General features: G+C 44.3%; 13 protein-coding genes. 8 read left to right on the forward strand and 5 right to left on the reverse strand.

The features are described 5' to 3' along the window. The first annotated feature begins 6 nt into the window (after window positions 1-6). From B4J50_RS09440 to B4J50_RS09455, 4 genes are read left to right on the forward strand one after another with little or no spacing between them, the layout of a single operon-like run. Window positions 7-1299, forward strand: a complete 1293-nt coding sequence (locus B4J50_RS09440; RefSeq protein ID WP_286847100.1) for a glycine/sarcosine/betaine reductase component B subunit — start codon at window positions 7-9, stop codon at window positions 1297-1299. Window positions 1300-1310: 11 nt separating this feature from the next. After that, window positions 1311-2621 carry a glycine/betaine/sarcosine/D-proline family reductase selenoprotein B gene (locus B4J50_RS09445; protein ID WP_084043836.1) on the forward strand — a complete coding sequence of 437 codons (1311 nt, stop codon included), beginning with the start codon at window positions 1311-1313 and terminating at the stop codon, window positions 2619-2621. A gap of 2 nt (window positions 2622-2623) precedes the next feature. Beyond that, complete coding sequence (locus B4J50_RS09450; RefSeq protein ID WP_024821449.1) at window positions 2624-2974, forward strand: GrdX family protein; 351 nt, start codon at window positions 2624-2626, stop codon at window positions 2972-2974. Window positions 2975-2987: 13 nt separating this feature from the next. Next, window positions 2988-4073, forward strand: coding sequence for an NAD/NADP octopine/nopaline dehydrogenase family protein (locus tag B4J50_RS09455; protein ID WP_286847105.1), 1086 nt, complete (start codon window positions 2988-2990; stop codon window positions 4071-4073). 72 nt (window positions 4074-4145) lie between these two features. On the opposite strand, the gene B4J50_RS09460 is transcribed toward B4J50_RS09455, so the two are convergent. The 5 genes from B4J50_RS09460 to B4J50_RS09480 all read right to left on the reverse strand — a co-directional run bounded on the left by B4J50_RS09460 (window position 4146) and on the right by B4J50_RS09480 (window position 9550). After that, entirely contained in the window at window positions 4146-5456 is a 1311-nt protein-coding gene (locus B4J50_RS09460; RefSeq protein ID WP_024821451.1) for a serine dehydratase subunit alpha family protein, read from the reverse strand. Window positions 5457-5484: 28 nt separating this feature from the next. Further along, the gene (locus B4J50_RS09465) at window positions 5485-6474 is read right to left on the reverse strand and encodes a uroporphyrinogen decarboxylase family protein (RefSeq protein ID WP_024821452.1); all 990 of its coding nucleotides are present in this window, start codon (window positions 6472-6474) and stop codon (window positions 5485-5487) included. Window positions 6475-6560: 86 nt separating this feature from the next. Continuing rightward, window positions 6561-7226, reverse strand: a complete 666-nt coding sequence (locus B4J50_RS09470) for a GntR family transcriptional regulator (RefSeq protein WP_024821453.1) — start codon at window positions 7224-7226, stop codon at window positions 6561-6563. A 323-nt stretch (window positions 7227-7549) separates the two neighbouring features. Then, window positions 7550-8635, reverse strand: coding sequence for an AI-2E family transporter (locus tag B4J50_RS09475; RefSeq protein ID WP_024821454.1), 1086 nt, complete (start codon window positions 8633-8635; stop codon window positions 7550-7552). 255 nt (window positions 8636-8890) lie between these two features. Beyond that, entirely contained in the window at window positions 8891-9550 is a 660-nt protein-coding gene (locus B4J50_RS09480) for a GntR family transcriptional regulator (RefSeq protein ID WP_024821455.1), read from the reverse strand. A 505-nt stretch (window positions 9551-10055) separates the two neighbouring features. Here B4J50_RS09480 and gcvPA point away from each other — a divergent pair. The 4 genes from gcvPA to B4J50_RS09500 all read left to right on the forward strand — a co-directional run bounded on the left by gcvPA (window position 10056) and on the right by B4J50_RS09500 (window position 15532). Continuing rightward, entirely contained in the window at window positions 10056-11447 is a 1392-nt protein-coding gene (gcvPA, locus tag B4J50_RS09485) for an aminomethyl-transferring glycine dehydrogenase subunit GcvPA (protein WP_024821456.1), read from the forward strand. Window positions 11448-11477: 30 nt separating this feature from the next. Beyond that, entirely contained in the window at window positions 11478-13061 is a 1584-nt protein-coding gene (gcvPB, locus tag B4J50_RS09490) for an aminomethyl-transferring glycine dehydrogenase subunit GcvPB (RefSeq protein WP_084043901.1), read from the forward strand. A 6-nt stretch (window positions 13062-13067) separates the two neighbouring features. Further along, window positions 13068-14192, forward strand: coding sequence for an ATP-NAD kinase family protein (locus B4J50_RS09495; protein WP_286847113.1), 1125 nt, complete (start codon window positions 13068-13070; stop codon window positions 14190-14192). A 161-nt stretch (window positions 14193-14353) separates the two neighbouring features. Next, the gene (locus B4J50_RS09500) at window positions 14354-15532 is read left to right on the forward strand and encodes a saccharopine dehydrogenase family protein (protein ID WP_024821459.1); all 1179 of its coding nucleotides are present in this window, start codon (window positions 14354-14356) and stop codon (window positions 15530-15532) included. Window positions 15533-15630: the final 98 nt, after the last annotated feature.

The raw sequence follows: 15630 nt of genomic DNA on the forward strand, positions 1-15630 counted from the left end.
AACTTTATGGAAACCTTGAAGCTGAGACGAATCTCAATTTCAAACATAGAGTTTGGGACAGTCACTGAAATTAAGGATAAGACTCTTTTTATAGATAAAGAAGAGCTCGTTTCCCTTCTTCTCGAAGATAAGCAGCTTCAAAGTGTTGATATTAAAGTAGCTCGGCCTGGGGAAAGCAAGCGAATTATCCCTGTAAAAGATGTCATAGAGCCTCGAACGAAACTCGAAGAAAAAACCTACACCTTCCCGGGCTTTTTTTGTGACCCTAATTTCCTTTCGGGTCGAGGAACCACAGTTGTTCTCGATGGGGCAGCTGTGGTGACGTCAGGTAAACTTGTGAATTTCCAGGAAGGTCTCATAGATATGAAGGGAAAAGGTGCGGAATACAGCATCTTTTCGAAGAAGAACAATATAGTTTTGCTTTTTGAGCCAGTCCCTGGTCTTGGGAAACATGAACACGAGCGAAGTGTACGAAACGGCGGCATTAAGGTCGCCCGTTTCCTGGCAGAAACAGTAAAGAACTACCCTTTATACGAAGAAACAACGTACACGGTTCCTACGTTGGCGGAACTCCTAGGAAGAAACAGCTCATTACCTAAAGTGATTTATGTCTGTCAAGCCATAGCACAAGGATTGCTTCACGATAACTATTTCTATGGTCTCAACGCGCAGGGATGTCTTCCTGTGTTCATGAATCCGACAGAGCTTATGGATGGAGCTGTGGTAAGCGGTAATTGCGCAGCCCCATGCCACAAACATACTACGTACCACCATCAAAACAACCCTATTGTAGAAGATCTTTTATTAGAACATGAAAAAAATATTAATTTTCTAGGAGTTATAGTCGCTCCTGTTCGCACAGCTTTCGTAGAGAAAGAGCGGATCTGCAACCAGGTATTCAAAATAGCTGAAATGCTGGGAGCAGATGGGGCCATCATTTCCGAAGATGGGGGAGGCAACCCCGAGGCCGATCTCATGATGCTCACGAGGCTCTTTGAAAAGCGTGGCATAAAAACAGTGCTGGTCACAGATGAATATGCTGGTTCTGATGGTGCGTCTCCAGGCCTTGCAGATGTAACTCCAGAGGCAGATGCTGTTGTAACGAACGGAAACGGGAATGAGCGAGTGATTTTACCTCCTATGGACGAAGTTATTGGCCATATTGAATGTGTTGATGTCATTACAGGCGGTCATTCCGGCAGTCTTCTCCCTGATGGGTCTGTGTCTATGGAAATAGCTGGCATCATGGGGGCTACCAACGAATTAGGCATAGAAAACCTCACCACATGGGCAATTTAGGAGGAGGAGCTATGAAAAAGATCAAAGTCGTTCATTACATAAATCAATTTTTCGGGCAGATTGGTGGGGAGGATAAAGCAGGTATACATCCCTTTACGACAGATGGGCCAGTGGGTATTGGTAATATTTTTCAACAAGAGTCTGATAATCGGTATGTAATAGTAAAAACGATTATTTGCGGAGATAACTATGCAGCGGAGAACTTAGAGACAGTGAAAGAACAGGTTCTTCTATGGGTTAAGAAGGAAGAACCAGATCTATTTATTGCAGGGCCAGCCTTTGCTGCGGGACGATATGGAACCTCTTGCGGCACCCTATGTCAAGCTATAACAACGACTTTGAAAATCCCAGCTATAACAGCCATGCATCCTGTAAATCCAGGGGTAGATATTGCCAGAAAAGATCTTTTCATTATTGAAACAGGTGATTCAGCTCGGGAAATTTCTTCTGTTGTGCCTCGAATGATTCATCTCGCGGATAAAGTTCTGGAGAAGAAAACTATTGGAGGCCCTGAAGAAGAAGGATATATCCCAAGAGGCATACGAACCAATATACGGAAACCTCAAAGGGGATCTCGGCGAGCAGTGGATATGTTGGTTAACAAACTTTACAACCGTCCTTACATTACAGAACTCCCCATGCCAGTCTTCGATACTGTTCCTCCAGCTCGCCCTGTCTTAAACATGAGAGATGCCGTAATCGCCATTGGTACGGAGGGTGGGATTGTACCTCGAGGAAATCCAGACCGAATAGAGGCTCATAACGCTTCGAAATGGTGTCACTATTCCATAGAGGGCCTCGATGCATTGCAAAAAGGGGATTATGAAGTCGCTCATGGAGGCTACGATCCTGTAGCTGCAAATGAAAATCCTAATCGTGTATTGCCTCTTGATGCTGCACGGATTTTAGAAAAAGAGAAGGCTTTTGCTCGTCTCCATAACGAATATCCCGTTACTGTAGGAAATGTTACGGCGGTGAGGTCTGCGGAACGATATGGGCGAGAAATAGGAGAAATGCTTTTAAGCCAGGGGGTACATGGAGTTATTCTTACTTCCACTTGAGGAACGGGTACTCGTTGCGGAGCAACGTTGGCCCGAGAAATAGAGCGAGTGGGGTTACCAGCAGTTCTCATTACAGCCATCCCATCGGTTGCCTTCACAGTAGGGGCCAACCGAATAATACGAGGGGTTGCTATTCCTCATCCAGTAGGCGCTCCTTCAGAGAAGCCAGCAGAAGAGCTTGCCATCCGGAAACGTCTTCTTGAAAGAGCTCTCAAAGCCTTGTCTGAACCCATTTTAGAACAGACTATTTTCGAGGAATAGAAATGCGTATCCTATCGAACAATCCTCGGGTGATCAGTGCTTTCTCCCAAGCAGAATCTATAAAAGGTTCGGCCTCCCTTGTGTTGGAGTTTGCACGGAAATACATCCATGTGGGGTTTGTTCTCTTTGCGCATCCATTAGCTGGGAATGCTCGTCTTTGCCGAAATCCTTACAGATCTGTTGTACTCGATGGACCTCAGAATGAAGTGTGTGCCCGGTCGGTACTCTGGATTGATGATGCAATTGAACGTCTATCTCGAGGACAATTCGATAGCGATATAGCCAAGCAAGATGACTATAGCTTCATTGATTATGATTTGCTCTTATCGACGATTCGCTTAAATATAACCTAAAGGAGGGGTAGCAATGGATCATAAATTTGCAGTACTTGGCAGCGGGAATGGAGCACGGGCTTTTTGTGCACAGATAGGGGCTAAAGGGTACGACGTTATGATGTGGGAACCTCTCGAGGCTACCGAAGATTACAAACGACTTCGGGAAGAAAAGAAGATGTATCTTAAAGGAGATATTAATCTAGAAGGTAATTTAATGGGTGTTACCATGGACATTGCTGAAGCTATGGATAAGGCGAAAGTGCTTTTTGTGGTCGTTCCTTCTTTTGCACATGAGCCTATCTTCAAGAAAATGCTCCCCCATCTTAAAGATGGACAGCATGTAGTAGTAGTACCTGGTAACTATGCTGGTTTCAGACTTCGTAAAATAATGAAAGAAGCTGGAGTTGATGTAAAAATTTCCATTTCAGAGACAGCTTCTATGCCTTATGCTTGCCGCATTAGCAGCTACAATGCAGTCCGGATTTTTAAAAAGAAATTTAAGTTGCAAATTGCCACTTCTCCTGCAGCTGAAGCAAAAGAAGTATTCGAAATAATGCAAGATATTTTTAAGGGGTATGTAGAATTTATTCCCTCCAATAGTTTACTTGCCATTGACCTTGATAATATCAACTTTACCCTCCACCCACTGCCAGTTCTTCTAAATTATGGCGCTATCGAAAAAAATCCGGAAGGATTTCGCCATTACATGGATGGAATTACTCCCGAGATAACAAAGCTTATGGAAAAAATGGATGAAGAGCGAAGAGCCATTGGTAGAGCTTATGGAGTAAATCTCATTGAAGCCCTTGAACAGCTTAAAATGTTTTACGGAGACAACGACACAAAAACATATTATGAGTACGTGCAGAGTCCTCAATCTCCCTATGAAGACTTAATAGGGCATAATATAAAAGGGCGATACCTTACAGAAGATGTTCCCGGAGTTCTTGTTCCGGCCCTGCTGCTTGCCCGAAAAGCTGGTTGTAGTGCTCCTACAGTGGAGCTTGCGGTGGAATTGGCTTCTCGTCTTCATGGAGTGGACTATCTGAAGAATGGAACCACCCTTGAGACACTGGGTATTGCAGATCTTTCCATTGACCAGATTCGTAATATTTAACAAAAGAACTGAAAAGGGGCAGCCTTAACAAGGCTGCCCCTTTTCTTTATGAGATGTTTGGGGTTGTTTTATTTAGCAGGCAGAGCGAGAAGCCATAATATCGAGAATAATTTTGTCTACGTCACTCATTCCCTGGGTGTTTACCGTTACCACATTGGCGACGGTTTCTTCGATCTTCTCGTCAATAACTCCCTGGGGGATTTCAATGCAATGTCCGTTCATAACGAGCTCTGCGGCCTGTACAGCCTCAAAAGCTCCAGTTCCGACCTTCAGTGAGCATGTTTCCTTGGCTCCATCGCACAGCATTCCAACAAGGTTCCCCAGCACAAGCTCCATGGCTTTGGCTGCCTGGACATCGGAACCTCCCAGAAGATGAACGATCCCGCCGGCAGCACCGGCTCCAGCCGCTACGGCACATCCGCAAACCGGGCTCAGTCGTCCCATCCGGCTCTTCACGAAGCTTGTACACAGGTGGCTGTAAATAATGCCTTCCGCTATCTCTCTGTCGCTTTTGCCCAGTTCACGTCCCAGAATATAGACGGGCAGGATGGCGGTGATTCCATGGTTCCCACTCCCCGCGCTGCTCATGACAGGGTAGGGGGCTCCAGACATTCGAGCGTCGGAAGCTGCGGAACTAATAGCGCGAATTTTAATGGACCGGTCCAGGGTCTCCCAGTTGGCAGCGGCTTTTTTGAGGGTTTTGCCCACCTCAAGACCGAGGGTTTGGCTCTCGTCGAAACCATGTTCTGCCATGTCCATATTCATTTGTGCCCCTTCCAGCGCATAGGCGGCATCATTGTCGTCCATCTGCTGGATAAGGTCCACCACAGATGAGAAGGGCATTTGGGCGATCTCCTGCGCGGCAGAAAGAGACTCTTTCTCTCCAGATTTATTCTCTTTTGTCTCTGCCTCAAGAGAGAAGACAGTTTTCCCATCAAGGGTGACCTGTACAATGCCTGTATGGCTGCCTTCAATGATACAGATGGCTGTTTTATCCCCGCCCTGCACGCTTGCTTTGACATAAACACCGTTCCGGTCGGGATCCGGGAGGACCTGTACATGTCCGGCAGACACCATTTTCTGAGCTTTAAGCACCATGTCGTCAGTACAGTCTTTGAGGACTTCGAGACCGAGGGAACTCTTTCCGCACAAGGCGCCTAGCGCCGCGGCAATGACATTGCCCCGAAGGCCGTTTGTCCCGGGAATGCCTACAGACATTCCATTCTTGAATATATTTCCACTCACCAGAACCTTAATGGAATTTACAGAGACCTTTCCCAGCTCTTCCGTAGCCCGGGCGACAGCCAAAGCTACCGCGCCGGGCTCGGTACATCCTAATGCAGGCTTTACCTCTTCTTTAAGGAAATTCTTGAGCGATACCATGTATATAGACTCCTTCTCTTCAGCAGATTTACCGTGCTGTCTCTTCGATAAGTTTCTTGACAAGCAGCAGACGCTCGTCGGATGTGTTCGGGTTAACTACGCAGCCAGGAGCAAAAATAACAGCTTTTCCATCATTATGTTTCCATGTATCTTGAACCTGAGCGCGAAGTTCTTCTTCTGTCCCATTGGGAAGAGTGTGCTTGTGGCTCAATCCTCCGCAGAAGCAGCGGTCGGTTTTAGCCCGAGCTTCCTCCATGGAAGGACCGTCATCTCTATCATGCCAGTTCAAAACTTGAATTGGGTAATCAAGAAGTTCCTCGAAATAGATGTTCGATCCATGAATGTGAAGCACGTTAAACCAAGATGTATCTTTAATGGCGTCAAGGATGACTCGGTCGTACTTTTTCATGAACTCGTTGAGTTGTGTTTCGTTAAGACGGTCGCGGCTTGCCATCTGCGTAGCAAAAAATACTCCCGCCGCACCGTTCTCAACAGCAGCCAGAGCAAATTCCTTCGTGGTCTCGGTAATAACTTCCAATCCCTTATGAACCTTCTCTGGGCACTCTACCAGGTGCTTTTTCAGAGTCTCTTCACCAGCCATTTTAAGAGCAGTTGTAAGGGGACTGAAAACAGTCTGTACAATAGGAACCTGACAATGGAGTTCTTTAAGGGCAATTCGCTGAGATTCAAGAACAATGGCATACTCCCCAGATGTACCGCAACGAGGAGTAATCTTGTCCCAATCCTCAGGCGTAGCTATAGGGAAATTGGCAGCTACGGGTGGTTCGCCAAACCCTTCGAATACCTTGAGGTCTGTACCCCAATCAATGGTGGAGAACATTCCGTAAGGCATGTATTTAATAAAGTCCAGATCCAGAGCTTCTTGATAATGAATAGCGAGCTCCGCCAATCTTCGAGGCATTCTGTCTTTGTTGGGGAAATGCCACCAAAGGCTGTACGGTAAACGATCTGTCTCTTTCCCAGCTATAGCATGTTCGATTCGTTCGCGATGATTCATAGATAAATCCTCCTTAGTAAAGAAATTTGGCATAAGCGACATATGTCTGTCTAAGGTTCACAACGCGTACAGTTCATAGAAAGAACTTACCGCGTTAAATACTGAATTATGTGATGTTCTGCGTTTTTTAAATGCTCTTTCAGAAGATCTACAGCTTTTTCTATATTTCTTTCTCGTAAAGCAGTTATCAACTGCTTGTGAGCTTCGATAGATTCAGATTGGAAACTTAAAGTTCTTAAATAAATACGAATATAGCGATCAATATTCTGGTTGAGAGAATCAATCATAGCGAGAAGGCGAGGCCTCTTCGCATATTGATATAGAAAAGAGTGAAACTTCCAGTTTTGATCACTCCAATTGGCAGAATCTTTTTCTGCGCCAGCTTCTTCTACAAGCCGCAGTGCTTCATCAAGGACGTCGTTGGAAAGATTGGGAAAGGCGAAACGCAAGGCTTCAGACTCTAAAATAAAACGAATTTCGAAAATTTCTTTTGCTTCATCGGGAGAAAGAGTGGAAACGACCGCTCCTTTATAGGGGTAAAAAGTTACAAGCCCTTCTGCCTCCAATTGCATTAAGGCTTCTCGAACGGGGATGCGGCTTACACCTAGCTGGAAAGCGATGTCATCTTGTCGCAGCTGCTGCCCACTTTCCAAATATCCTCTCATAATGGCTTCTCTGAGACTTTCTAAGACCTTTTGCTTCATCGTCTTGTCACCGTCAGAGCTAATGGGGGTCAATTGCGCTAAAGACAAAAAGAACTCCCTCCCTTCGTTCAATAGTCAGTTTATTTCGCCAATGATTTTATACGATATTTTATATTATTTTTATCTCACTATACTAAATATCGTAAAGATGTCAATAATGATGACTGGTTTTGTAAATGTGCAGTGCTTGAACATGATGGGGGCATAAGGAAAAGGGGCGTTCTTTCAGAAATAACCCTTGCCTAATCAAAAAGGTGGCTTCTCAGAAACGAAGCCACCTTTGTAATCAGTTCCTCAGTTACATAGAGTATCAAATATGCTTTCGTCATTCATTTATATTGCGTTCTTTCAAGACGAGGTACTTCCTCTTTCTACTTTTTCCTTCGCCCGGATTCCATAAGAATAGCTACTGGCCGAAGGGAAGGGATATTTTCACAGACAATTTTAATGACAACAGCGATGGGAACGGCGAGTACAGCTCCGAAACCACCCCAGAGCCATCCCCAGAAGAGCAGCGATACTAATACGATAATTGGATTGATGTCGAGAGCGTCTCCCATGACCTTGGGGGTTAAGAAATTTCCTATCCCCATTTGAATTATTAATAGAGCGATAGATGCGGCTATAGCAGGCCCCAAATCGGGGTAAAATTTTACCAACGCCACTAAAATAGGGGGGATAGACGCTAGAATCGATCCAATGTAAGGAATAAAGTTGAGAACAAAGGCCAGCACTCCCCAGTTAACGGCGAAATCCACTCCGATGGCCGTTAAGGCGAGCCATGCGGCTATGCCGGTCGCGGCGCTGATGATCACCGCTGTAACTAAATATCGACCTATCTGTGCGGATATGGCGTTAATAACCTGCTGCACTCGCTCCGCAGTAGTGGGGGAAAAAGCTCGTTTAAGTTTCCCCCCTGGCGCAGGTGTCCCCAGCAATATGAAGATCAGAAATACGATCACGAGAAAAAGATTACTAACCAGAGAAATAGCAGTTCCTGGAAGTGTAAGAAGCCAGGAAGTTAAGCGTTTCCCCCAATCAAATTCAATCAAAAGATCTGTTGGTAGGTCTGTGGATTGGCCGACATCCTGTATAAGATGTATCAGGCGTTCATAATAGGCCGGGAATGCGTTTACAAAGGGCATTAAACGCCTATAGAGGAAAGTGAACGCCAGTAAACAGACACCTAAAAAAAGAATAAGTAACAACGTTATAGAGAGGGTAGGAGGAATTTTTTTCTTCTCGAGCTTTCTCACTATAGGTTTAAAAATATAAGAAAGAAGCCATGCCACTACCAAAGGCATAACAACGCTTCTTGCAGAGCGAAGCACGGCGCCTGCCGCTACAACACAAAGAAACCCCATAAAGAAAAAAAGGCTTCGGAACCCATATCGACTTACAACCTGAACCCTTTCTTTTATCTCTTCGTTACTATTATTCTCAGAAGAAGAGCCCATATTTCCCCTCCTATCCTAGGAGGTCTGCGTTGATACGACCACCTATGCAGCCAATGTAACCGATGTGGCCAATATAGACAATAATTAAATGGTGCCAGATTTTGACGAAGAGTGTTTCCCCTATACAGTTCACTCAGATGACGTAACCTCACAAGTTTCAGTACGCCCACCTCTAGATGTGATCATTGCAGGCTCCAGTGCTCTCATGCCACTAAACATGCTGAAGAAAGGTGCATTTCCCCTCTCTTGCATATTTCAAGACTTGGCACCATGCTCTCCAACGCATTCAGCGGAGGCAAGAATGTGAGAGCGCATTAATTCAACAGCTCTTTCTTCATTATGCTCCTTCAGTGCATTTACAATTTCTCTATGTTCATCAAGGCTGGGGTTCCCTCCGAAGTCAAAAAATGATTCAAAAAGCACTAAATAGACGAGAGAGCGAGAGAGTACGCTTACGATAAGATCATAAAGAACTACATTCCCGCTGGCTTCCGCAATAATTTTATGGAAAGCATTGTTTATCTCCAGGTACTTATCCAAATCCTTCTCTGCAAAAATACTTTCTTCTTTTTGCATCTCTTCTTCCAACATGCAAAGCTGAAGAGGCGTTATGTGATGTACCGCTTTTTTCACAGCCAAACATTCTAAATATGCTCGCATCTCGAAGGTATTTTCAATCTCTTCTTTAGATGGGTCGACTAAACTGGCACCTTCGTTGGGTATCATGTTAATAAGCCCTTCATTTGCAAGACGTCTAAATGCCTCTCGCACAGGGGTTCGACTCACATGTAACTGCTCTGCGATAGCTATTTCTGGAAGATGTTGCCCCGGTTTGAATTCTTTATTCATGATTTTACGGCGTAGTTCTTTGTATACATAATCTACAGATGATTGTGTTTGAGAATGATGCCTCAATAAAAAAACCTCCCTGTCCACATAGATTTTCTGTCGAAGGAACCCTATTCAGAACTCCCCACGAGAAAATTCTCCATAACTGCTTAGATTCAGACATAGATAAATATATTTATATTAAAGAAGATGTTATTTAAGAAGTTGTGAGAGAACGGAAAAATCAATTAAAAAGCTGGCTTTATTTTATCAAATTTTTCATAAAGACCTCCAACTCATCATACATTTATTTCCCTAGTGTCTTCATTGTCGCCTTGTTTTCCAGAATTCTATGTATCCATTGAATGCTAAAAGATGCAATATCGATTGTCAAGGACCTTAGAAATTTATGCGGCGAGAAGGAAAAGATGTCGAATCTGGTTGTTCCCATTCTAAAAGTATCTCTTGTATCGAGTTGTTTATGAAATTTTAGAAATTGAAAAAACTTGACAGGACGGGGAAAATGGATTATGAATACTATGTATTCCATGAATACTAAAAGAATTATATAGTAAGAAAGAGGAGGAAGCTCATGGACAAGAAAAAGGTCGTATACCCTTATATTCCAAACTCCGTTCCTCATATTCAGGAAGAAATGTTGAAGGAAATAGGTGCGGAAAGCATTGATGAATTTTTTGAGTGTATCCCTTATGAATTAAGGCTTCACAAACCACTTGATCTTCCCGCCCCCCTCCTTTCTGAAATTGAGCTTAAGCGACATGTGCAACAGGTTCTTTCAAAGAATGCCACTACTACAGAAAATATTAGTTTTCTTGGCGGAGGGTGCTGGAACCACTACGTTCCCGCCATATGCGATGAAATAAACCAACGTTCGGAATTTCTTACGGCCTACGCAGGAGAGCCTTACGAAGATCACGGAAGATTTCAAGCTCTTTTTGAATATGAAAGCATGATGGCCGAGCTTGTGGATATGGATGTTGTAAACGTTCCAACATATGATGGAGCTCAGGCCGCAGCCACAGCCATCAGAATGGCTTCCAGAATTGCGAACCGCAGCGAAGTGCTTGTGGCTGAAAATATTCATCCAGAAACAAAAGCAGTTATAAAAAATTACTGCAACCCAGATCTCTCAATAGTCTGCGTCCCCTGCGATCCTAAAACAGGATGCCTTGATGTACAGAAACTCAAAAGCCTTACATCGTCTAAAACTGCTGTTCTCTATTTTGAAAACCCATCTTTTATCGGCACTATAGATTCCAATGGTTCCCACATAGCGAAAATCCTTCATGAGGCTGGAGCTCTTATGGTTGTAGGTGTGGATCCTTCCTCTATGGGACTCCTGACGCCTCCGTCCCGTTACGGGGCAGATATTGTTTGCGGAGACCTACAACCTCTTGGTATGCATCAATGTTATGGTGGAGCCCGGGGTGGGTTCATGGCTACTCGGGACGACGAAACCTTCGTTAGAGAGTATCCATCCCGGCTTTTTGGAATAGCTCCCACAACCCATGGTGAGTGGGGATTTGGAGATGTAGCTTGGGAACGAACATCCTTTGCAGAGCGAGAAAAAGCTAAAGAATTTGTTGGAACAGCAGCGGCTCTCTGGGGAATTACTGCAGGGGTCTACGTAGCTCTTATGGGGCCAAAAGGCATGAAGGAGCTTGGAGAGAACGTTTATATACGCTGTCAGTACCTTATGGAAAAAATGGCGGTGCTTCCAGGCGTAAAAATACCCCTTCAATCCACCCCTCATTTTAAAGAGTTTATTGTGAACTTTGATGGAACAGGAAAGTCTGTGAAGGAGATTAATAAAGCTCTATTAGATAGGAATATTTTTGGTGGCCTCAATGTCTCGAAACTTTTCCCAAGCTATGGCGAGAGCGCTCTTTACAGCGTAACAGAAGTTACAACGCAACAAGACATGGATACTCTCATCACAGCTCTAGGCGAAATTCTTGTATAAATTGAAAGAAAGGAATGAACGCTCATGGGAATGAATATGCAAACCAAACTGAGAGACTTCCATCAGGCGCGGTGGGACGAACCCATTATTTACGAGCTCTCAACACCAGGCGAACGGGGAGTGCTCTTGCCCGAGATAGAAGAAGGAATACAGAACACCGTTAAAGATCCTATAAAAAAGCTTCCTGCCCATATGGTCCGATCAGATGAGGCAAACCTTCCTGAAATGGGACAAATGAGGGTTTTAAAACACTATCTTCGCCTTTCTCAGGAAAACCTCGGTGCTGATCTGAACATTGATATTGGGCAGGGGACGTGCACGATGAAGTACAACCCCAAAATAAACGAGGTCCTGGCACAAAATCCCAAAATAAGCCAGCTCCACCCATATCAAGATGAATCTACAGTTCAGGGGGCTCTTGAAATTATCTATAACATGGATATTGCTTTGAGGGCTATTTCTGGAATGGACGCTTTTTCTCTTCAGACAGGTGGAGGTTCTCAAGCTCTTTATTCCATTATTTCCATTATCAGAGCCTGGCTTGAGCATACGGGGCAGACAGAAACAAAAGATGAAATTATCACGACCATATATTCCCATCCTTCTAACGCTGCGGTAGCTAAACTTAAAGGTTTTAAAATCATCACAATATACCCTGGCGACGACGGACGTCCAGATTTCGAAGCCCTTAAAAATGCTGTTTCAGAACGAACAGCTGCTCTTATGATTACAAACCCTGAAGATATTGGAATTTATAATTCGCGGATCAAGGATTTTACAGATCTGGTACATAGCGTTGGAGGTCTTTGCAGCTACGATCAGGCAAATCTCAACGGCATTATGGGCATAACTCGCGCTCGGGAGGCCGGCTTCGATATTTGCTTCTTCAACCTTCATAAAACCTTTTCGGCTCCCCATGGCTGCGGCGGCCCGGGAAGTGGTGCTGTCGGCGTTACAGAAAGGTTGAAACAGTATCTTCCTGCCCCCCTTGTAGAAAAAAACATGAAGACGGGTGCTTTTTCTTTAAACTATAACCTTCCCCATTCTGTAGGGAAAATTAAAAACTTTTATGGGACCCTCCCCGCCATTCTCAAAGCCTATGCGTGGGTTCGGGCTTTAGGAGCCGATGGTATTAAGGAAGCGGCCAGGGTGGCAGTCTTAAATAATAACTATATTTTTAGAAAAATCCTGGCTATACGAGGTGCTTCTGCACCATATGCTGAAGGGGAACACAGGGTAGAGCAAGTCCGTTACAGTTGGCAGAAACTGAAAGAAGAAACGGGTGTAACCACAACTGATGTACAGAACAGGATGTTCGATTTTGGTGTCCACTATTGGACAAGCCATGAACCCTGGATAGTTCCAGAACCTTTCACTATCGAGCCAACGGAATCTTACTCAAAACAAGAGCTGGACGAGTTTATAGCTATCACTGAACAGATTGTGAAAGAAGCTTACGAAAACCCGGAGATAGTTAAAACAGCCCCTCATAAGAGTACGATCCATACAGTAGACCACTCTTATTTTGATGACCCTGAGAAGTGGGCTATTACGTGGAGGAGTTATCAAAAGAAATATCAGGGCTATTTTGAAAAAAGACGGATAGAGGAGTAACAAGGCATGAAAAAGCTGGGGCTCATCATTAATCCAATTGCTGGAATGGGTGGCAAAGTTGGGCTCAAGGGAACTGATGGCCCCGCTATATTGGCACGGGCTCTGGAGATGGGAGCCACCTCTCATGCTCCGGAGCGCGCTGCTGAGGCCCTGGAAAAACTTTTAGACATAAAAGAGGGAATACAAATTCTTACCTTTCCGGGAGATATGGGAGAAAGAGTAGCAAAACAAAAGGGGTTCTCCCCAACAATCTTATTGAAAGGAGTGATATCTGGAAAAAACACTACTTGTGAAGACACAATCCTTGCAGCAAAAGAGTTGTTAAAACAAAAAGTGGATCTTCTACTTTTTGCCGGAGGAGATGGTACGGCCCGTGACATATGTGAGAGTGTGGGCTCTCAACTTGCAGTACTCGGCATCCCCTCCGGAGTGAAAATTCACTCAGCTGTTTTTGGCTGTTCTCCGCAACAGGCTGGTGAAGTGGCTCAATTATACTTGAAAGGGCAGAGTACACAAAAGAAACTCGCAGAGGTAATGGATATTGATGAAGACCTCTTCAGAAGCGGAGTTGTAACTGCTAAGCTTTATGGGTATCTCAATATCCCTTTCGAAAGAAGAAGAGTGCAACGGCTTAAAGCAGGAAGTCCTGCTTCTGAAGAAGCTGTACACCAAGCAATAGCTGATCATATTATTCACAACGAAATGGATGCCGATACGCTGTACATCATTGGGCCGGGAACAACCACAAGGGCTGTTATGTCTGCTCTGAACCTTGATTACTCTCTTTTAGGTGTGGATTGTGTTTGCAACAAACGTCTTGTAGGAAAAGATCTTTCAGAAGAAGCACTATTAAAGCTTTGCGCTCAGCATAAAAAGGTGAAACTTCTTATAACCCCTATTGGTGGACAGGGTTTTCTTTTGGGGCGAGGAAACCAGCAAATAAGTCCTCGTGTTCTTCACTTTGTATCTCGTGATGATCTCTTTGTTCTCTGTACACCAGCTAAACTTTGTTCTTTGGAAGGTTCTCCTTTACTTATCGATACCGGCGATACACCCATTAATCAGAAATTTTCCGGTTATATCCATCTCATTACAGGATATAAGGAATATGTAGTGTATAAAGTACGATGAGACGCTGCAGCGTAATCGTTGACAGAAGGTTTTTTTGTGATATTGTAATTGATGTACACAATGGATTCAATGAATTCATTTCGTTGCTGAGCGAGTCGTACGTAACTTTAACTTCTTTTCTGCGCGTTTAACGCAAAAATATTCAGAAGGGAGTTTTCAATATGGCTAAACGCAAATCATTACAAATTGGTGCAGGGATGGTTGGTCGTTGTATTGTCAACGATATGATAAAAGATTTTGATGTTACTGTCCTTGATATGAGCGAAGAGAATTTGGCTGAAACGAAGCGCCTCTTCCCTGATGTAAAAACCGTCAAGGGGTCTGCCACAGACGAGAAGCTTTTTCAGGAAATTACCAAAGATGTAGATATCGTTACCGCTGCTATGCCTGGAACAGTAGGGTATAAGGTGACTGAGATCGCTATGAAATATGGGAAAAAGCTTGCCAGTGTCTCCAGCATGCATGGTCGTTCCGACGAACCTTTCGATAAGATCGGGAAAGAAACAGGCGGGCTCGGTATTTCAATGATTGGCTTTGAGCCTGGGATGAGCAACTTTTTTGCTGGACGTGGTTACCACCTTCTCGACAAATGTGAGGAGATGTATGTTTACGTTGGCGGCATTCCTTATAATCCGCGCCCTCCTTTTAACTACACTACCACCTGGTCTTTCACAGATAACCTCAATCAGTTTGCACAGCCTACCACTGTCGTCCGTAACGGACAGGAAATTGTAATTAAGGCATTGAGTGAGCTTAAAGAATTTCAAATCGAAGATTATCCGGTTATGGAAGCCTTTACCAGTAATGGCCTTGGAAGCCTTTTCCGCAGCTTCCACAATGTGCCCAACATGGCCGCCTATACTGTTCGTTGGCCTGGGTTGACTCAGCAGATGCGTTTCCTGGTAGATCTCGATCTCTTCGATTGGGAACCTAGAGAGATTGCCGGACATAAACTTGTACCGCGTGAAATTCTCTTCAGCCTCTTCGCTGATAAATATAAGAAACTTCCTGGTGACCTTGATATGTCTGTTATGCGCATTATCACCAAGGGATATAAAAATGGCGATGCCGTAAATTACACGTGGGAAATAGCACAAGTTGAGGATCCTGACAGCGGCTATTCATCTATGGCTTGGTGTACGGCCAGTACCTGCGGCATTTTTGCCCGTGCTATGTGTGAAGGCAGAATTAAGGGATGTGGAATGGTCTCTGCTGAAAAACTTGCAGCTGATGACGATTTCTACAACTGGGTTATGGCCGAGCAGGATAAACGTGGCGTTCATTACAAGCTCAAGATCGACATTAAAAAGGACGCCAAGAAAAAGTGGAGTCGTGGCTAGGTGTACAGAGGAGTTATTTATAGATAAGAGAAAAGTTAGGAGTTTTTCCTAACTTTTCTCTAGCACCTATTGTTTCCAGTTTTAAGAAAAGAACTTTG

This window comes from Aminobacterium sp. UBA4908, from assembly GCF_002398115.1.
Taxonomy (GTDB): domain Bacteria; phylum Synergistota; class Synergistia; order Synergistales; family Aminobacteriaceae; genus Aminobacterium; species Aminobacterium mobile.